Source organism: Dyadobacter ginsengisoli DSM 21015, assembly GCF_059568735.1.
On the sequence record NZ_JCANTY010000014.1, the window covers coordinates 21,912 to 42,508 of the forward strand.

Annotated in this window: 13 protein-coding genes; 12 read left to right on the top strand and 1 reads right to left on the bottom strand. The window is 47.2% G+C overall.

Translation table 11 applies throughout. The features are described 5' to 3' along the window. Nucleotides 1-63: 63 nt before the first annotated feature. A complete protein-coding gene (locus BP71_RS35720) occupies nucleotides 64-1,098 on the bottom strand; it encodes a GntR family transcriptional regulator (RefSeq protein ID WP_496386468.1) in 1,035 nt (344 codons plus the stop codon). A 213-nt stretch (nucleotides 1,099-1,311) separates the two neighbouring features. Here BP71_RS35720 and BP71_RS35725 point away from each other — a divergent pair, with 213 nt between their 5' ends. From BP71_RS35725 to BP71_RS35780, 12 genes are all read left to right on the top strand, one after another. Then, nucleotides 1,312-4,407, top strand: a complete 3,096-nt coding sequence (locus tag BP71_RS35725) for a SusC/RagA family TonB-linked outer membrane protein (RefSeq protein ID WP_496386469.1) — start codon at nucleotides 1,312-1,314, stop codon at nucleotides 4,405-4,407. Nucleotides 4,408-4,419: 12 nt separating this feature from the next. After that, nucleotides 4,420-6,165: a RagB/SusD family nutrient uptake outer membrane protein gene (locus tag BP71_RS35730; RefSeq protein WP_496386470.1), complete on the top strand. Its 1,746-nt coding sequence runs from the start codon at nucleotides 4,420-4,422 to the stop codon at nucleotides 6,163-6,165. 51 nt (nucleotides 6,166-6,216) lie between these two features. Beyond that, the gene (locus BP71_RS35735; RefSeq protein WP_496386471.1) at nucleotides 6,217-7,740 is read left to right on the top strand and encodes a hypothetical protein; all 1,524 of its coding nucleotides are present in this window, start codon (nucleotides 6,217-6,219) and stop codon (nucleotides 7,738-7,740) included. A gap of 15 nt (nucleotides 7,741-7,755) precedes the next feature. Beyond that, complete coding sequence (locus tag BP71_RS35740; RefSeq protein WP_496386472.1) at nucleotides 7,756-9,045, top strand: MFS transporter; 1,290 nt, start codon at nucleotides 7,756-7,758, stop codon at nucleotides 9,043-9,045. A 1-nt stretch (nucleotide 9,046) separates the two neighbouring features. Beyond that, nucleotides 9,047-10,336 carry a DUF4380 domain-containing protein gene (locus tag BP71_RS35745; RefSeq protein WP_496386473.1) on the top strand — a complete coding sequence of 430 codons (1,290 nt, stop codon included), beginning with the start codon at nucleotides 9,047-9,049 and terminating at the stop codon, nucleotides 10,334-10,336. Then, on the top strand, nucleotides 10,324-11,076 hold the full coding sequence (locus BP71_RS35750; protein WP_496386474.1) for an SDR family NAD(P)-dependent oxidoreductase: 753 nt from the start codon (nucleotides 10,324-10,326) through the stop codon (nucleotides 11,074-11,076). Before BP71_RS35745 ends, BP71_RS35750 begins: the two co-directional genes overlap by 13 nt. Before the next feature lie 37 nt (nucleotides 11,077-11,113). Continuing rightward, the gene (locus BP71_RS35755) at nucleotides 11,114-12,022 is read left to right on the top strand and encodes a glycoside hydrolase family 16 protein (protein ID WP_496386475.1); all 909 of its coding nucleotides are present in this window, start codon (nucleotides 11,114-11,116) and stop codon (nucleotides 12,020-12,022) included. Between the two features lie 39 nt (nucleotides 12,023-12,061). After that, the gene (gene dgoD, locus BP71_RS35760) at nucleotides 12,062-13,231 is read left to right on the top strand and encodes a galactonate dehydratase (RefSeq protein WP_496386476.1); all 1,170 of its coding nucleotides are present in this window, start codon (nucleotides 12,062-12,064) and stop codon (nucleotides 13,229-13,231) included. A 245-nt stretch (nucleotides 13,232-13,476) separates the two neighbouring features. After that, nucleotides 13,477-14,904, top strand: a complete 1,428-nt coding sequence (locus BP71_RS35765; RefSeq protein WP_496386477.1) for an SGNH/GDSL hydrolase family protein — start codon at nucleotides 13,477-13,479, stop codon at nucleotides 14,902-14,904. 380 nt (nucleotides 14,905-15,284) lie between these two features. Then, nucleotides 15,285-15,917, top strand: a complete 633-nt coding sequence (locus tag BP71_RS35770; RefSeq protein ID WP_496386478.1) for an RNA polymerase sigma-70 factor — start codon at nucleotides 15,285-15,287, stop codon at nucleotides 15,915-15,917. A 67-nt stretch (nucleotides 15,918-15,984) separates the two neighbouring features. Continuing rightward, the gene (locus BP71_RS35775; protein WP_496386479.1) at nucleotides 15,985-17,001 is read left to right on the top strand and encodes a FecR family protein; all 1,017 of its coding nucleotides are present in this window, start codon (nucleotides 15,985-15,987) and stop codon (nucleotides 16,999-17,001) included. Nucleotides 17,002-17,052: 51 nt separating this feature from the next. Further along, complete coding sequence (locus BP71_RS35780; protein WP_496386480.1) at nucleotides 17,053-20,574, top strand: SusC/RagA family TonB-linked outer membrane protein; 3,522 nt, start codon at nucleotides 17,053-17,055, stop codon at nucleotides 20,572-20,574. The last annotated feature ends 23 nt before the right edge of the window (nucleotides 20,575-20,597 follow it).

A 20,597-nucleotide genomic window follows, 5' to 3' on the forward strand; every position in this document is an offset into this window, starting at 1 on the left:
CGGATTTGTGTGTATGGCAGTAAATTAAAATAACTGATAATTTCATTTTGGTAGTGAGTGGGTTTACAGCGTTTTCCTCAAAATCAGGCCAAACGGATTTCTCACCTTACGCAATTTCCCGGATACAAGCATTTCAGCGGCAAGCCGGCCCATTTCCTTAAAATCGGTCGAAAGCACTGTCAAACCATCGAGGATGATTTCATTGATGGGTGCCTCATTATAGGAAATAATGCCAATATCATGCCCGATCCTTAAATTTTTAGCCTTGGCGATACGTATGAGTTCGATGAGCTCAACGTCGAGCTGGCTGTTTAACACCAGGTAAACTTCTCCGTGCCTGATATTGGTTTCGTTGATGATATTGTGGAATTCATAACTCAGCTGATTGTCATCGCAAAATTTCCGGATGCCGGCCGTGATAGCAAGCCCGTACAAGCTACCCGGGGAGGAAAGAACCTGTAGTTTGCTGTACTTCCTCAAATACTGCATTGCCTGCAGTAGCCCCTGATAAACGTCATGTTCAAAATCCTGATATACAGCACCGAAATTGCCACTGAGTTTCCCGATGTGGCTGTCTAGCAGGATCAGCTTGCGATTAGGTATCTTTTTCAGTAAACGCAGGACCCGTTCCTGCACCTTGGCGTCCTGCGAAAAGTGAGCCGTAATGATATAGTAATCAAAATTGCCAAGGTTTTCCTGAAGCAGAATTTCAAAGACATCAGGATCCTGGTTATGTAAGTGTATGGTAACATTAACATTTTCATCCACATGCTCGGTAAAGGACCGGTACAATACGAACTTATAGGTGCTGAGCTTGTCAAACAGCACTAACACCTTGGTTTTGCCCGCGTTTGCTTTACTTGTGATATAAAATCCCTTTCCATGGGCCGATTCGATAAGTCCCTTTTCCCTGAGCAGGGAATAGGCTTTTTTGACAGTTTCTTTTGAGATGGACAGGTCGTGGCTCAATTCGTTCATGGAAGGCAGAAAATCCCCGTCCAGGTAAACTCCCTGGTTAACAAGCTGCTCGATGGACTGGATCAGTTGTTTGTACACCGGCACTTCCAAGGCCGGATTAACTGTAATCTTCAATTTCATAAAAATATATTAATAATCTATTTGTATTTAATTAACTGATTGTGAGTCTGTTAGTTAAATATTAGAATAATTCGACGAAAATAAATAACTATTCTTTTAGGGTATAATGTTTTTAACAAATATATTTACACCACACTACACCACAGATCAGTTAAAGTGTTGTTTAATGTGGTGTGGCATAGATAATGAATATAACCCTATAACCCTAAGTGTATGAAAAAAAATGTCCGATTCGAAGATTTAGGACAATTCGTCAGGATGGTCAAAAACGTCCCGACGGCAGCAGTTGCACTTTTGTTCTTTGTTTACTGCGCAGGCTTTTCCCTGGTTAACGCCCAGACTACCGGCGTTTCCGGTACGGTGACATACCAGACCGGTGAGCCGATACCAGGAGTAACTGTGGTTGTGAAAGGGACCACCGTCGGCACGAGTACTGATAAGGATGGGAAATATTCGCTGTTAAGCCTTGACAAAGAAGCGGTTCTGGTTTTTTCTTTTGTAGGGATGAAAAATCAGGAAATTGCTGTGGCTGGCAAATCCGTAGTGGATGCTGCCATGCAGGAAGAGTCCAACAAGCTCGATGAGGTAGTTGTGGTTGGATATGGCACTGTTCAGAAAAAAGACCTGACCGGGGCGGTATCGACCATTATAGGAAAGGATATCGCCGAAAGGCAGTCCGTCCGGGTTTCGCAGGCATTACAGGGAGCGGTGGCAGGTGTGATGGTAACCCGTGGAAGCGGAGCGCCGGACGCGTCTTCTACTATAAAAATAAGAGGTGTGACCACAATTGGTGACAGCAATCCTTTGGTTATTATCGATGGGATTCCTGGCACGCTGGATTGGGTCAATCCGAATGATGTTGAAAGTATTTCGGTGCTTAAAGATGCCGCGTCTGCATCCATTTATGGTTCCAGGGCTGCTTCGGGTGTGATCGTGGTTACTACAAAAAGATCAAAATCGGGGCAGTTAAGTCTCGACTACAATACCGAGTTCGGAATTGACAAGCCGACCCGGATTGCAAAATATGCCGACGCCGCAACTTATATGCGTATCCACAACGAACTAAAATGGAATGACAACAACAATACCGGCAGCGAGTATCCTGTATTTGCCAAAGATCTGATCGATAACTACCAGTCGCTGAACAGAGAGAACCCGGATCTGTATCCCGATACGGACTGGATAGGTTCTATGCTCAAAAGCCGTGCGCCGCGTCAGAGCCACTCACTGAATGTCAATGCCGGGTCCAGCACCTTTCGCACCAAGGTTTCTTTGGTCTATGACAAAACGGGGGCGTTCTACACGGGCCGGGATTATGACCGCATTACCGTGAGGGCAAATACAGACTTTACTATCAATAAGTTTTTGTCTCTGGAAGTGGATCTCAATGGCCTTTATTCCATTAATAAACATCCCTCTTATGATATATCCCCGGCAGAGGGTGTGGCACCCATTTATGCAGCGCTATGGTCGGACGGTAGGGTGGGCGAGGGGAAAACAGGTGTGAACCCCTACGCACGTATGAACTATGGCGGTTTTAACAAAACGACCTCCAATGTATCCAGAGGGAAAGTTGCGCTTCATTTCAAACCATTTGACGGACTGAAGATCTCCGGCATATTTTCGCCCGAGCTATATAATGATAAAAACAAAACGTTCAATAAAAAGCTTGCGTATACTGGTGCAGGTGATCCTAACGTAACAGTCGGATATGTAGAAGGGCTGACACAAACTTCGCTGAACGAATCCCGCAATGAGAGCTATAATATTACTTCACAGCTTTTAGCCAATTATACCAAGACCATTGGGAAGCATAATCTGGATTTAATGGTCGGCAATGAGAATTACCGTTACTTTTCCGAATCACTCAGAGCTTCCCGCAGCCAGTATGACCTCACTTCGTTTCCCTATCTTGACCTGGGCAACCGGAATTTTCAATATAATGGGGGCGGGGCCTACGAGAATGCCTACAGCTCATTTTTTGGACGGGTTATGTACAATTATAACAGCCGGTATTTTCTGCAGGTCAACGGAAGGTATGATGGTTCGTCGCGGTTTAATCAAAAGTACAGATGGGGCTTTTTTCCGTCGGTTTCCGGTGGCTGGGTTATTTCGGATGAAAAATTCATACAACCCAACCGTGTATTGTCATTCCTGAAACTGAGGGCCTCCTGGGGCACGCTGGGAAACGAGCGGATCGGCAATTATCCCTATCAATCCACCATCGGGTTCGACAATGCGCTCTTTTTTCAGGGAGGTCAGACGGTTGCGGCCCAGACTGCCGCCATTCAGCGATATGCGATCAGCAATATTTCCTGGGAAACGACCTCCTCATCTGATGTCGGCTTCGATGCCAATTTCTTCAACAACAGGTTGAGCCTTACCGCAGATTATTATACCAAAACAACCCGGGATATGCTGCTGGCCCTTGAAATACCGGATTATATCGGCTTGGAGAACCCCGACCAGAACACGGGTAAGATGAATACTAAAGGATGGGAATTTGAATTGGGCTGGAATGACAAGATCAACGATCTTGGCTACTCGGTATCCTTTAACCTTTCGGATTCCAGGTCAGTGATGGGGTATCTGGGCGGGACGCAGTTTCTGGGTTCACAAGTCAAGTTTGAAGGCAGCCAGTTCAATGAATGGTACGGATACAGGTCCGAAGGGTTATACCAAAACCAGGATCAGGTAGATAATTTCCCCAAGTTCAGTGCACAGGTTAAGCCAGGCGATGTCAGGTATGCGGACATCAGTGGCCCGGACGGCGTGCCCGACGGGAAAATATCGGCCGAATATGACCGCGTTCTGCTGGGAGGATCATTGCCCAGGTTTTTATATGGAGGCAATGTGCGCCTCAATTACCGGGATTTTGATTTTTCTCTGGTTGTTCAGGGAATCGGGATGCAGCATGCGCAAGCCACGCAGGCAATGATACAGCCTTTCCGCGCAGAGTATATTGAAGTACCCCAGTCAATTGTCGGGGAGTACTGGACCAAATACAATACAGAGGAACAAAATCTGAAGGCAAAATATCCGAGAGTTTCCAGTATCGGCAATAGCAATAACTATGCTTTTTCGGATTACTGGCTATTTAATGGCGCTTACCTGAGGCTCAAAAATATTACGCTGGGCTATAATATCCCCAAGAAGATCGCCGGGAAATTAAAACTGCAGAATGCAAGGATCTATCTAAGCGGTTCCGACCTGCTTTCGCTGGATCATTTTCCCAAAGGCTGGGATCCGGAAGCGTCAACCTATTGGATCCCCAAGTCGTTCATCGGCGGTATTGCCCTCAAATTCTAGCATCAAAATAATATGAAAATCAAAGCATTAACTTTTTTCCTCGCAGGATTCATATTGTTTTCCTGTAACGATCTGGATCTAAACCCATTGTCCGAAGGCTCAAGTGAAAACTGGTACTCCAATGCCAGCGAGCTGGATATGTCGGTTGCTTACCTGTACGATATTGATTTCTGGGATGCAGAGCTGACGCGCATCAGTGCAAGCACAACCCTGACAGGTTACGAATTGGAATGGACCGATAAATTCTCGGACGACTGGACGGCCCGGGCCACGCTGAGCGACATCACAGCAGGCACAATCAATAGTCAGACCAGCTATGTGACGCTTACCTGGCAATATGCATACAAATGCATTGCGGCTGTAAATCAGGTGCTGGCCAATTTGAGCAAAGCGGGCGCAGCGGTTTCGGAAAGCAATTTGAAAGTGTATGAAGCCAAGGCCAAATTTGCCCGGGCGGCGCAATATGCCAGGTTGGTGTTTTTATATGGCGACGTCCCGTTTTATACCAATGTACTGAGCATTGAGGAGGCTTTTTCATTGGCGCGCACGGATAAGGCGGCCATCCTGAAAGCGGTTTACGAAGATTATGATTTTGCCGCTCAGTATCTGCCCCAGACCTATGGAAGCAATGAACTGCTGTTTCCGACCAAGGGTGCGGCTCTGGCCATGAAGGCCAGAATAGCGTTGTACATGGGCGACTGGACGACAGCGCGTGACGCATCCAAAGCATGTATGGATCTGGGTGTGTACAGCCTTTTCCCGGATTTCCAAACCTTGTTTTTGTCAAAAACAAAGAACCCTGCTGAAAACGTATTTTCAATTCCGCGTTCTGTTGCATTGGGGGTATACCTGCCTTCGAACGGGCGTGCCAAAGAACCGATCACGCGTATTGCGGGCGGGTTTGGAAACGGTGGGCCGTCATGGGACCTTTTTTGTTCATTTTTATGCAAAGACGGGCTGCCTATCGACAAATCGCCCCTTTTTAATCCACACGAACCTTTCAAGAACCGGGATCCCAGATGCGCCGCCACCATCGTGGAATTTCAGACCCGCTGGCTTGGATTTATGTATCAGCCGCATCCGGATTCTCTCAACGTTTTGAATTTCAATACAGGAAAGTACCAGAGCAATGCAGACAGTCGCGGGGTAGGCCAGTATGCCTCGTACAATGGACTGACGTGGAAGAAGAAACTGGATGAAGACTGGCTGGATCTGCTGACCGACCCGGATAATCGGATCATCCGCTATGCAGATGTCCTGCTCATGTATGCGGAGGCAAAAATCGAGCTGGGCGAAACAGACCAGAGCGTGCTCGATGCGATCAACAAAGTCCGCTCCCGCGCTTATGGGGTTAAGGAAGCCGAAACAACGTCCTACCCGGCTGTAACAAGCAAGAGTCAGGCAGAACTGCGAAATATTTTGAGGATAGAAAGACGTATGGAATTTGCTTTTGAAGGGCTGAGATATGCAGATCTGATCCGGTGGAAACTGGCAGAAAAAGCTCTGAACAAGCCAATATATGGTATGCTGGAAGTAGCTGATCTGAAACAAAAAGTGATTAAGCCGGGATTGTGGTTTTTCCCTAAAACCCCTGCTGTGGACGACGACTTCCTGCCCGACTTTTCCGAAATGTATAACGCGGGCCAGATCAATCTGCTGGTCAACCGTAAATTCGATCCGGCCAAGCAGTACCTCTGGCCGATTCCGGCAAACGAAATCCTGATCAATAAAAATCTGACGCAGAATAAGGGATACTAGCCATAGCGTCCTACTAACCAAAATTAGTCTAATCAATAAAATTACGATCCGATGCCAGAGAACAGGCCCATGTTTTATAAGTTCATTTTTATTATAAATCTGTTGCTGATTGCGCAAAATGTAATTGCGGGTACCCGGTCGGACGACACGACGACCATTAACCGGACCGTGGATGTAACGAATACGACGCGCGATTTTCCTGACCTTGTGGCATTCCGGAATACCTCGATCCAGAAAGCGCCCGCACCGGTACTCGCGGAAGTGAGTGAAAAGGAGCTGGGAAGACCACAAGTAACCAGGTGCTGGCTGAACCTGGACGAAATGTGGGATTACAGGACCCGCGAGTATAATTTCAATTTTAAGATCGGGGTAGACAAATACAAGTCGGTTAAGGAAAAACACCGGGAAACCTGGGATTGGGAAATCGAATCGCCCGTCCGTTACTACGATTATCTGAAGGCATTCAGCAGGCATAGTGACGACATCATGCTGACCATCCGCCGGTACGAACGTGATATCCTGGACGGCGGACTGCCGGTTACTATGCAAGATTGGAAAATGATTTTCAAGGAAGGTCTGAAGCATTACAAAATGCTGTATCCGAACATTAGGTATATCGAGGTAGCCAATGAATATGAAACGAAAGGGTTTATGCGGGCAACTGACGAAGAATACTATCAGTTTTATAAACTTGGGTATGAGGCTGTCAATGAGGTGAATAAGGAATTGGGGCTGGACGGTGAGCAGCAAATTCTGGTAGGAGGGCCAATCGTGGTAAGCGGCGCTTTTGTAAAAAGGCTCGACCACTTTTTAGAACTATACAGCAAGGATCGGACTGCTGGTAAGAAGCTGGATTTTGTCTCCTGGCATGAATACACCGTGCCTGCTGTGCGTACTGTTTTCAGGGAACGCGAAATTCGGGATATCCTGCATAAACACGGCCTGAACGACGGGCTGCCATTATTTGTGTCCGAACACGATCCTTATCATTACAGCGAAGACAAGCTCGATTACCATCATCGGAATGCAGCCGGGCTGGTCAAGACACTCTACTTTTCGAGCTTGTACAGTCCCAACCTCAAAATAATGCCCTGGGTACTGTACCATAATTCCAAACTCCAGACCCGGTTTATGTGGTTCGACGGGCCTAATGAACCCAATGCATCATACGAACAGATCAATATGCTGCCCATTGGCGTATCCATGAAATTTCTGTCCATGCATAAAGGGAAAGAGATCCTGGTAGACAATGCGATAAACCGCAGCGACCTGGTGATCGCCTCAGACAATGCAGACCGGCTTTTAGTTGAAACCATCAACTATGGAACCCAGCGGCCGGTTATAGTAACGCTGAAAAATCTGAAGGAAAAATTCGGGGCCGGCAAAGTGTCAGTCAATAAGTACGTCCTGGACAAGAAACATAACAATTACCTGACCGATCCAAAGCGTGCGCCAAAGGTTGAAATACTGGAAACCACTCAGCTGGACCTGGACAGTGCCAGGGATATCGTATTAAAACACGGCCTTGTGGAACGCGACGGTATTGTTTTGTGGGAAATAGTCAAAACCAAATAACCTCATATTTTACTAATGTCGGATTCCTCCAAGTCATTTACAATACCAAAAATAACGCCGGCGGACCATACGGCCTTGCCAGGTAAAGGCTACAAATGGGAGGTGCTGGCGTTGCTCTGGGTCGCATTTTTTATTAACCAGGCCGACAGGCAGGTTTTTAATGTGGTGCTGCCACTGATCAGGCAGGACCTGGCACTTACCGACGTGCAGGTTGGTTCGATAGCCACGGTATTTAATCTCGTGTTCGCTTTGCTGGTACCGCTTTCGGGCTATGTCGGTGACATTTATAGCAGGAAGTGGATCATCGTGATCAGTATTCTTTTCTGGAGCGTGGCAACTATGCTTACCGGTTTTAGCAGCGGGGTATTAATGCTCGTGTTGTTCCGGAGTGTGGCTACCGGCGGGGGGGAGGCTTTTTTCGGGCCTGCCAATTACGCCCTGCTGGCGAGCTACCACAAAGGCACCCGCGCCTTTGCCATGTCCATTCACCAGACTTCCTACTATCTGGGTATTATCCTGAGCGGTTATGTGGCCGGTTACATTGGAGAGCGCTATGGCTGGAAAAGTGCATTTTACGTATTCGGGGCAATAGGCGTTATCCATGGATTGATACTCATATTCAGACTGCGGGACTACAATACCGCTGATCAGCCCGCTATCGGGGGGAAAGTGAAATTCTTTGAAGGGGTCAGGGTACTTTTCTCCACCCCCACAGCCCTGTTGCTGACACTGGCCTTCAGCGGACTTGTATTCGTTCTGGTCGGCTATCTGACGTGGGCGCCTACCTATTTGTACGAAAAGTTTGGCATGAGCCTTTCGCAGGCAGGGTTTCATTCCATGTTCTACACCCATGCTTTTGCATTTGCCGGGATCATTCTGGCAGGTAAGCTCTCAGACAAACTGGCCAGGAAAGATCCTGCGAAAAGACTGATCATGCAGGCGGCAGGTTTACTGGGGGCTGCACCATTTATTATTCTCATGGGTAATGCACAGGCCTTACCTTTTATTTATGTTGGTTTTGCAGGATTCGGGTTTGCGCGTGCTTTTTTTGACGCCAACACCTACTCAGTCCTGTATGACGTCATTCCAGCGCGATACCATTCTTCTGTATCCGGGATCATGATGATGACGGGATTTTCCGTAGGGTCCATATCCCCTCTGGCGCTGGGTTACCTCAAACCGATTACCGGGCTTGCATTCGGGTTTTCCCTGCTGGCCGGAGTGTGGGTTGTGTGTGGCCTGCTCCTGCTGATAGCCTACCGCTATTATTTTTCAAAAGATTATGACAAAGCACACCAATCCTGATATGTTAGAGACACCTGTGCGGCAATACAAAGGATGGGAAGTCCGGGTGCTGGAAAATCAATGGATCAAACTATATATCACGCCCGAGCTTGGCGGCAGGATTATCCAGACAGAATTGGACGGTTACGGCTTCTTTTTTGTAAACCCCGCGCTCGAAGGCCAAATTCCCGGTGCGGACAGGCTTAGCGGTGGCACCTGGATGAATTTTGGCGGGGAAAAAATCTGGCCCGCGCCTCAGGGCTGGGACTCACCGGATCTATGGCCCGGGCCTCCTGATCCTGTGCTGGACAGCGGCCCATATACTGTCAACGAAAATACGGAGTGGAACAGGAGCGGCCTGGAACTGATCAGCCTGGAAGACGACCATACCGGCCTGCAGATCCATAAAAACATACAATTGTCAGCAGACCGTGCGGAGATCAGCATTCATGCGACTTTTACCAACCATAGCCAAACTGTCAGGGAATGGTCAATATGGCCCGTTTTTCAATTAAATACAGCTGATGCCGGTTTGGGCGGGCGCTACTCGGTTACCTGTCCGGTCAATCCCGGAAGCCTTTTCGCTGGCGGATACAAGGTAATGCATGGGCTAGTCAACAATCCTCAGAATAAAATGGATGAGACCGGTAACCTGGTGGTTGACTATCAATACCTTGCCGGGAAAGTTGGTTTGGATTCCAATGCCAACTGGGCTGCTTTCTGCGATAACGATACCGGAAAGGTTTTCGTGACCACGTTTGAATACCAAAAAAATGCCCGCTACCCCGAAAACACCTCAGTTCAGATCTGGACGCAAGGCAGAGGGATGATCTATTCGCGCAACAAGGTCATTGAATACCCCGACGACGCGGGCCAGAACCCGCCTTATCTGGAAATCGAATTGTTATCTCCGCTTTATCAGATGCAGCCCGGCGAACAGGCTCATTTTGAATACAAAGTAATGACCTGCACCATTCCCGCCAGGCAGCAGGTGCGGACTGTGAATGCATGGGGCGTAGTTGCCGCGCCGTTAATAGCCTTCGTTTCAACGGACGGAATAGTGATTACCGGCAAATTCGGGGTTTTTTCAGAGGGAGTTGCGCGCATCACTTTCCGCAATAAGACTGGTGGCGAGATCTTGCCGCACCAGCGTGTAAAGGAATGGAATGTGACGCCATTAACGGGTCTTTCCATCGTATTAAAAATGGAAAATCCGGTTTTTGATCAGGAAGTGATAGTCTGTCTCGAGCTGTTCGATCAGGAAGGGATTTTTGCAGGTGAGCTTAACAAAACCCAATTATGCAGAATTTAAAAGACAAAATTGCCCTGGTCACAGGAGCTACGCGGGGCCTGGGAAAAGGGATTGCCCGGGAGCTGGCCCGGCAGGGGGCACGGGTCATTGTCAATTATCCCCCTTTCGAAACCCAGCCGGATGATGTCATTAAAGAAATACTTGATTTTGGCGGACGAGCTGTCGGGATGGAGGCTGATGTCAGCAGGTATGAAGATGTGCAGGCAATGTTCGGGCGTATCAAAAAGGAATTCGGACGACTGGATATCCTGATTAACAATGCTGGGACGTCGCAATCGGGGGACATATTTGAAACCGAAGTAGAAGACTGGCACCGCATTATCGAAACCAATCTGTCGAGCGGGTTCTATTGCTGTAAAATGGCAATGGAAATGATGCGTATGCAGCTGGATGGGCGCATTGTATTCATCAGTTCCATGGTCGCACATCAGGGAGCGATCTTTGGACACGTCCATTATGCAGCCAGTAAAAGCGGGCAGCTTGGTATGGTAAAAACCCTGGCCAGGACAGGAGCGCCGCTGGGAATAACCGTCAATGCAGTGGCCCCCGGTATTATTGAAACCGAGCTTCTTTTTAAAACGCATGGAGCCGAAGAAGTGGCAAAATTATCGGGAAAGGTACCGCTGGGTTTGGGTAAGCCCGAAGATATTGGTAACGCCGTAGCCTTCCTATGCAGCACAAATGCGCGCTACATTACCGGCGCCACCCTCGACGTGAATGGCGGAATGTATTTGAGATAACAAATTTTAAAATGATCACAATCTAAGAATTGAAAATATGAAATCGATCAAAAGCAACGGGATTCTGTTACTGGCTGCGTTTTTTATCACTATTAAAGCTTATCCGCAAAATAATGCGCCACGGAAGATTGTGAAAATTCCGGGTACTACCCGGGAGGAAAGTCAGTTGCCTGCGGGCAAAAACTGGAAATTGGTTTGGAGCGATGAATTTGAAGGGGCCACGCTGGACCGTACGAAATGGGGCTTCCGGCTACACATTATGCAAACGCGCCACGAAACCTGGACAGAAGATGCAGCAAAGCTGGATGGCAAGGGCAACCTGCTGTTGGGATTATATGAAAAAGACGGCCAGTACTATTCTTCCCATTTGCAGACCGGGAGCAACTATATGGACCGCCCCGGCAACCAATATGGAAAAACCAAACTTGCCTGGCCGATCGCCGACCTGGAACCTGCCAGGTTTGCCCATAAATACGGCTACTATGAAATACGCTGCAAGTTGCCCGTCCAGGAAGGATGGTGGGCCGCATTCTGGCTGCAATCGCCGGTGATCGGGTCTACATTGGACCCGCTCGATTCGGGCGTAGAGGTGGATATTATGGAAAATTTCACTCGTGACGGTGTTGTTAGCCAGAACATCCATTGGGACGGATACGGCAAGGACCATAAACACAAGGGTTCAGGGAAATTGAAAATCCAGCCTACCGATAATGATTTTCATACTTATGCTGTGCACTGGAGCCCGGTCGGTTATGTGTTTTATATCGACGGGAAGGAATCGTGGCGCGTTGCCGGTCCGGTTTCACACCGGGAGCAGTTTATACTTGTTTCGACAGAATGCAATGGCTACCGCGAAGGCAGTCCGGCCCCGATCCTGAAAAATGCGAAACTGCCGGACTATTTCATCGTGGATTATGTGCGGGTATATGATGAGGTACCTCAGTAATATCAGTTTATCTATCTGGCAGAACAACTAACTAGCATAATGAAAATTACAGCTGTCAAAACCTATGTTTGTCATGCCTACCGTACCAACTGGGTATTTGTAAAAGTCTTTACCGACGTGGACGGACTTCACGGCGTGGGAGAAGCCACACTTGAATATAAGGAGCATACCGTTGTCCGGGCTTGTCATGAATTGGAAAGCCTGTTGATCGGCAAAGACCCGCACCGGATCGAGGAATTCTGGCATAGTGCCTACCGGGACGGATACTGGCGTGGGGGTGCTGTGCTGATGAGCGCTATTTCGGCCATCGAAATGGCACTTTGGGATATCAAAGGCAAAGATCTCGGGGTGCCTGTATATCAGTTGCTCGGTGGGAAATTAAGGGATTCGATCTCCTGTTACGCCAACGGCTGGTTTGCGCCCGCCAAAACACCGGCCGAATTTGCCGAAAAGGCACGGGAAGCAGTAGCCCAGGGATTCAGCGCACTGAAATGGGACCCGTTCGGATCCGCATATCTTCAGATAGAGCGCAAGCAACTGAATGAAGCAATGGCATGCGTCGGGGCGGTTTGGGATGCTGTAAAAGACAAAGCCGATATCATCATAGAAGCGCACGGCCGGTTCGACATTCCAACTGCTGTACGGATTGGACAGGCACTGGGTGATTTCGATATTTTGTGGTACGAAGAGCCCATTCCACCCCAGAATCTGGAAGGGCTTGCCGAAGTGAAGCGACGTATTCCGGTTCCTGTTTCGGCAGGTGAGCGGCTTTATAACCGATGGGAATTCCGGAGCCTGTTCGAACTGAAAGCGGCCGATTTCATTCAGCCCGATGTGAGCCATGCCGGTGGGATTTCCGAGATAAAGAAAATAGCGGCCATGGCCGAAGCATATCATATTCCCATCTGTCCCCATAATCCGAGCGGGCCTGTTGCCAATGCGGCCACATTGCAGCTTGCCGGGAACCTTCCCAATTTTTATCTCCTGGAAACCATGAGCAGTGATGTCCCCTGGCGATCCGAAATTTCTACGGAAGAAGTGCATTTTGAAAACAGGAAAATGACTATCCCTGACAAGCCCGGTTTGGGTATCGATATCAATGAAGACGCGATCAGGAAATATCCTTATCAGCCCAGGGAATTAAGGCACTACAATGGTACGCTGACTAATATTCGGCCAGCGGACGCGAAGGGGTATTTTAAATTTTGAGACTGACATTAAAATGTGAAAGTGGCAGATTCTTTAAATACCTGGCCGAGCTATCGGAGTTAACTTAAGACATTTTCAGTAACAGGCCTATGTGAGAAAATGTGAATATATGATTTTCTTTTTTTAGTGAGACCACGTAAATGGCTCTGATAATATCTACTGCTTTAAATCAACTCCGATAGATTCCCTTCTATGCGGCCTTTGTATATTTTTAAATCGTTGGTTATCTCAGTCAAACCCTTTCCATGAAGCCTGAAAAAAAGAGCTACCGGCCTGTATCCAAAATCTTTCATTTTACATTATGCTTCTTTCTTGTTGTTCATTTCGCAACTGCGCAGTTTGAAGAGCCCATTTTTAATGATGGTGATAGGGTCTGTTTTGTAGGCAACAGCATTACCAACAATGCGCAGTTCTATAATTTCGTCAATCTATATTATGCAACCCGTTATCCCGAAAGGAAGGTTGTTTTCATTAACTGCGGTATTTCCGGGGATGTAACCCAAGGTATTATCAACAGAATGGAAACCGATATTTTGGTTCATAACCCCACATGGTCCGTGTTGATGATAGGTATGAACGACGTATCGAGAGGTTTGTATGCCAGCTCTAGAGTAAACGAACCAGGAATTGAAGAGAAAAAGCAACAAGCTCTGGGCCTGTACCGAAAAAACATGGAGATCATTGTCCAGAAGTTACTTGAGGGTGGCCGTAAACTCATTCTTCAGAAACCGTCTGTTTACGACCAGACAGGAGACTTGCCAACTGAAAACTTTTTTGGTGTTAATGACGCGCTGAAAAAATGTGCGGACTATGTGCAGGAACTGGCAGACAAATACAAACTTCCTGTTGTGGACTACTGGACAATTTTAATGGCGGTAAATAAGCAAATCCAGCAAAACGATCCGAAAGCAACGATCATCGGACCTGACAGGGTGCATCCGGCCGCGCCAGGCCACCTTGTTATGGCGTACCAGTTTTTAAAATCGACTGGCGGAAGCCGGTATGTTTCCCGAATCAAAGTACGGGCTAATGTCAGGGAAAGTAATAAGTCCAGCGCCAATTGCCTGATTCAGGACCTTGTTTCTGGAAAAGATGGTATCCGGTTTGCCGTGAAAGAGGAAAGTCTGCCGTTTCCGGTAGGGGAGGACGCAGCGCCGGCTTTGGCCCTGGTACCCTTTACGGACGATTTTAACCAGGAGATTCTACAGGTTGAAGAGCTTTCAAAAGGAGATTACCGGCTTTTTATCGACGACAATGAGATCGGCATGTATCGTTCGCAGGACCTAAAACAAGGAATAAACCTGGCGTCGAAAGTTAATACACCTCAGTACCGGCAGGCCGTAAAGATCATGAATTTGTACGCCGAATACCGTAAAACCCAGTCGATGTACAGGAATATTTTGACCATTCAGATCCATCACCTGCCCGACTCCCTTAAAGACGCTTCTGCAGAGATTCAGAAAGCATTCCTGGATAAACATCTGGAGGGAAAGTACAAAACGAGCCCTCAATACAACTATTACCGGGGCCAGTTCAAATCGTATCTGGAGAACAAACCTAAAGAAGATGAAATAACCAAGAAGCTGCCGGAACTAATCGAAACGATCTACAGTTCGAACAACCCAGTGTTTCATTCTTTCCGATTGGTCAAAGTGCCCAGTAAACTGTACTAGCGAGGCAGTTTTTATAGTAGATGTCAGTGAGGAGAATATTCTTTCGTGTTTAGCTGAATCTCCGTCGTCTATCGGTTCCGAAAATTGGCTGTCTGGCCAGCTTCGGTCCGGGTATAACTTATAACGGCCTGGGCCGCCCGCGCCAATACAAACCAAGGCGTTTCGTGTATTCCTTTGAAGGTATGTTTAATTTAGCCAGAAGTGCTTTTTTGCCAAATGTTTTTGATTGATTTTACTAAAATGGAAAAATAAATTAATGTTGGCATAGGTGTTTTTTTAGACGTGAACGTCTCTCTCTATAGAAAGATATTCCTAAACGGCCGATAACCTAACAAGGAGAACTGAGTATGGAGAAAGCAGGCAATTTTAACTATAGCGAAATGCCAGAGGGCGTTCCATTGCGGACTCACGAAGATGCGATAGAATTTCGCGAAAAAAGGTCTGATCTCGATTCGGAAGTATTGATCAAAAAAGCATTTGAAACCAATAACAATCAGGGAACAGAGCTGTTGTTCCGATATTATTACCGCTCGCTCTGCAGCCACGCTGTGCGATATGTTTCTTCTAAGGAAATTGCTGAGGACATCGTTTCGGACGTCTTTTTTAAATTTCATTCCGAGCGGATTTTCCTGGATGTGAAGACATCTTTCAGGGCCTATCTTTTTACGTCTGTCCGCCATCGTGCTTTTGATTACGTCCGCGTGGAGCTCAAAAGAAGCGCCTCAATGCAGTTCGCCGAGTACATTCCCATCCAGCCGGAGCAGCAGCCCGACCATATCACCCAATATGAAGACTTATATAATGATGTCGAAAATGCGGTAAACAGTCTGCCTCTGAAGCGCCGCAGGATTTTTGTGATGCATCGCTTTGAAGGGAAAAAGTACCAGGAAATTGCCGCAGAGCTTAATTTATCGCTCCGTACCGTAGAAGCTCAGATGTTCCAGGCATTGCATCAGGTGAGGTCGATCATCAGGGAGAAATGGTTTATCCTGCTGCTGGCTTTTATGGAGTGACAGTATACACAGACTTATCAAAATCGGGGCCGTCACGATTCGGCGACTCATTAATAGCGGATTCAAGATGAACACAGAAATAACCAAGGCACTTATTTTTAGTTACTTTTCGGGAAGGGCCACAACTTTTCAGAAAAAGCTGATAGAAGAATGGGTTGCAGAAGCGCCAAACCGTGAACGGTTCTTTGTGTGGCTACAGGAATGGGAGCAGGAGAATTTGCAGTATTATGCCGATGTGGACAACGGCATTGCCAGGCACTGGCAGCGGCTTTACGATCAGGAGCATACCGGTGAATTCTCCTCTGATGATGTCCATGAATCTGATCAGAAAAACAAAAGGTCATTTTTTAGAAAGGCTAACTGGCTGGTTGCAGCTTCTGTATTGGTTAGCTTTTTTTCGCTCCTTTGGTTTTTCAGGGATAATGTACAGTATCAGGTGCATAAAACGGATTACAACGAAACGAAACGGATAGAGCTGGCAGACGGAAGCAAGGTGGTGCTGAATTCCAATTCTTCCCTTCGTGTCCCCCGTTTCGGCTTTGGGACCAAAACCAGAAAGGTGCTGCTCTACGGAGAGGCGGATTTTGATATCGTTCACACCACCGATCACCAGAAATTCGTGGTGAAAACCGGCAAGGATGTCGACATCGTAGTACTGGGGACCGAGTTTAACGTATATACCAGACCGAGAGGGACAAAAGTTATGCTGAACAGGGGGAAAGTGCAATTGCGTTATCAGGAGGGCAGTGCCAAAAAAATGCTGACCATGACACCCGGGGATTTTGTGACGATGGATATAAATGGCCACCCCAATCTCCAGAAAACGAAAAACCCCCAGAAATTCACTTCCTGGAAAGCCCACCGCTTTATTTTTGAAAAAACAACTTTACGGGAAGTATGCCATTTGTTCGAGGACAATTTCGGGTTGCAGGTACAGATACCGGATACGAATCTTGCTCAGTTGACAATTTCGGGCTCTTTTACTGCTCTCAATGCGGAGGAGCTTCTCGAAATCCTCACCGAAGATTCAGGTCTTAGTTATGAGAAATCCGAAGATGGCCAGGCGATAATTTTGTCTTATTAAGTAAGCGTATTCTAATATTCCTAAACCTCTTATCTAAAACCTTAGTCACTTATGAAAAAAACGATACAATCATTTGTATTGATGGCGTTTTTATGCTGTAACATGCAGCCGGGATTTTCTCAGCTTATCGCCAGTGTACAGAAAGAGCCGCGTCCGGTAAGTATCCAACCTTCTTTTAAAAGCCTGAAGGATGTTCTGCAGGATTTCAAAACGCATTATAAAGTAGATATACTTTATTTTGATCATCTGGTGGAAGGTTACAGAGTGTCTTCTGACGCAGTAGTGCTGGACCAGAGTGTGGAGCAAAGCCTGGGAAATTTACTGAAACCGCTTGGTCTTAAATATAAGAAGACAAGCACCGGAGGTTTTGTTATTACAAAAAAGAAAGATTCAGAGAAAAAAGAAAAGAAGCAGCCTGTTCTGAACGAATCCGGTTTGCCAAAAATTGAACTAAAGGGCTTTGACCTGTCGGACCGTATCGCTTCCGCGTTGAAGGTTACCGCCGTAGTTGGGAGTGCAGTGGTGCCGGACAGGGTTATAACCGGAAGAATAACAGAATCGGAAAAGGGTGAGCCACTGCCGGGTGTGAACATACTCATCAAAGGAACTACCGTGGGGGCGGTGACAGATGTGAAGGGAAACTATTCGATCAATATACCCGATGGTGCAGTGAGCCTGGTTTATTCTTTTGTCGGGTACGTCAGCCAGGAAATCCTGATTGGCTCGAAAACCGTAGTGGACATATCCCTGAGCAGTGATACAAAAGCACTGGAAGAATTCGTGGTAGTAGGTTATGGTACGCAGAAAAAAATCAACCTGACAGGTGCGGTAGCTAATGTGGGTTCTGAAGTCATCGAGAGCCGGCCGGTTGCAAACGTGGGGCAGGCATTGCAGGGAACTGTCTCAAACCTGAATATTACGCAGAGCAGCGGTGCATTGGGTAGCGGCGCTTCATTTAACATCCGCGGCAATACTTCTATCAGCGGCGGAGGGCCTTTGATACTCGTAAATAATATCCCTATGGATGTTAACCTTATTAATCCCAATGATATCGAAAATGTAACGGTGCTCAAAGATGCCGCATCCGCTGCGATTTATGGTGCGCGTGCCGCTTATGGAGTGGTGCTGATTACTACGAAAAGCGGTAAAAAATCAATGAGGCCACAAGTAACATTGTCTATGAACTACTCTACGAACAAGCCGGTCGTGAAGTTTGAGACGATGGATGCCATGGAACGGATGACTTATATGAACACCGCGAATATGCGTGTCAACGGCAGGCCCTATTATCAGTTCGATGAGTTTTATGAAAAGGCGATCATTGCCCATTATAACGATCCGAGCCAGCCGGAAACATTCCAGCACCCGAATGAATCCCCGAATGTTTACGCATTTTCATCCAATACAGATTGGCCGAGATTGCTCCTGAGGGACAGCTACCCCATGCAGCAATACAACGCCACAGTATCAGGTGGTTCCGATAAGTTCGACTATTACACTTCTGTGGCTTACTTCCGGGCCGACGGTATCCCTAAGAATTTTGATGAGCGATATACACGCTACAACGTGATGACCAACCTTAACTATGATATCGCCAAGTGGATCCGCATAGGCAGCAAGATTTCCGTTAACAACAGCAAGAAAGTGTATCCTCCCAATGACAGGAGCAATAACTTCGACGAAAGCCGGAATATGTTCCAGGTGCATTCCTGGGCAAACTGGCCGGCTTATCTGCCCGATGGGAACTATGCGTCAATCGGGTCGGTGCCTAACGTGCTGCAGATGCACAAGGAAGGTGGCTACCGCCAGCGCGATATCATGGATTCTTGGCTTACGGGTACTGTTAAGCTGACGCCCGTCAAGCATATGACTTTCAATATGGATTATTCCTTCAATATCAAGGATACCAAAGAGCTCGATTATCGCAAGCAGCTTCCCATGTATGACAGAAAAGGAATTGCCGGTTATTATCCCTACACCAACCCAAGTTCTGTGACCCGCAGCAATTACAACACCAGATATTCGGTTTTTAATGCTTACGCGGATTATGAAAACACGTTCAGTGGCAAGCATTATGTGAAGGCAATGGCAGGTTTCAACCAGGAAAATGCGACTTACGGATTTTTCTCGGCATCACGGGAAAAACTGATCGTGGGTAGTATGCCTTTTATGAACCTGGCCTATGGTGAAAGGTTTGCCGCTGACTCGTTGTCGGAATATTCCATCAGAGGCGCGTTTTCCCGTCTGAACTATAGCTACGACGACCGCTACCTGATCGAATTCAACGGACGTTACGACGGAAGTTCCAAGTTCCCCAAAAAGGACCGTTTTGCATTTTTTCCATCGGTATCGGTGGGCTGGCGCGTGGATAACGAAGGATTTTTCAAATCCCTCAGAAATACCGTCAACATGCTGAAAATAAGGGCTTCATATGGTAATCTTGGAAACCAGAACGTATCGGGATATTACCCGTATATCGCAACTTATTCCACAAGACTGGCGGGATACCTGATGAATGGGGAAAATCCAATGACTGTGACAGCCCCGGGCCTTGTGAGTCCCACACTGACTTGGGAAACAGTAATTCAGCAGGATCTTGGACTGGATTTCTCTCTTCTTGGGAATAAACTGAGCGGGTCGTTTGACGTGTACCGCCGGGATACCAAGAATATGCTGACGAGATCGCAGACACTTCCTTCTGTTCTGGCAGTGAACGAGCCGCAGGCCAATGCTGCAAATATGAAAACGACCGGATTTGATTTTACCGTTTCGTGGAACCATAATATAAACCAGGTGAAATACGGCATAACCCTTTTGCTGTCGGATTACTCAGCGAAGATCACCAAGTTCAGTAACCCGTCGGGGATCATTTCTGATAACTATGTAGGCCGGAATGTTGGTGAGATTTGGGGACTTGAAACAGGAGGTATATTCCAGTCGGATGAGGAAGCGCTGACGCTGGATCAGACACAGATCAGCGGGAGAAAACGTGAAGCCGGTGACTTGTTTTTTGTGGATCAGGATGGTGATGGTAAAATTACAAGAGGCAAGCAAACGCTTGAAGATCATGGCGATATGCTGGTGATCGGTAACAATACGCCGCGTTACAGTTATGGATTCAGGTCCAATGTTTCCTGGAAAGGTTTCGATCTGGACCTGTTCTTCCAGGGAGTTGCAAAACGTGACATGATTATTTCAGGAAACTATTTTGTAAACCAATATAATGACGAATGGGGCGTGCAGGGCAAAATAGGAACAGACTGGTGGTCACCGGAGAACCGTGATGCCTATTTTCCCCGGCCACTCATTACCGGAGGAACGGATGTAACGACCGCCCAGACCCGATATATGCAGAATGCAGCCTATCTGAGGTTGAAACAGCTGACACTGAGCTACACTATACCGACCATCATTACCCAGAAAGTGGGTGCGAAAAGGGTACAGGTTTATTTCTCGGGAAATAACATTTGGGAAACCACTAAAATGATCAGGATCTCAGATCCGGAGCAGTCGAGCGCAATGTCCTATCCTTTGAGCCGGGCATTTTCAGTAGGGGCAAATATTGGGTTCTAATTGTTGTATTAAAAAAGCCTATC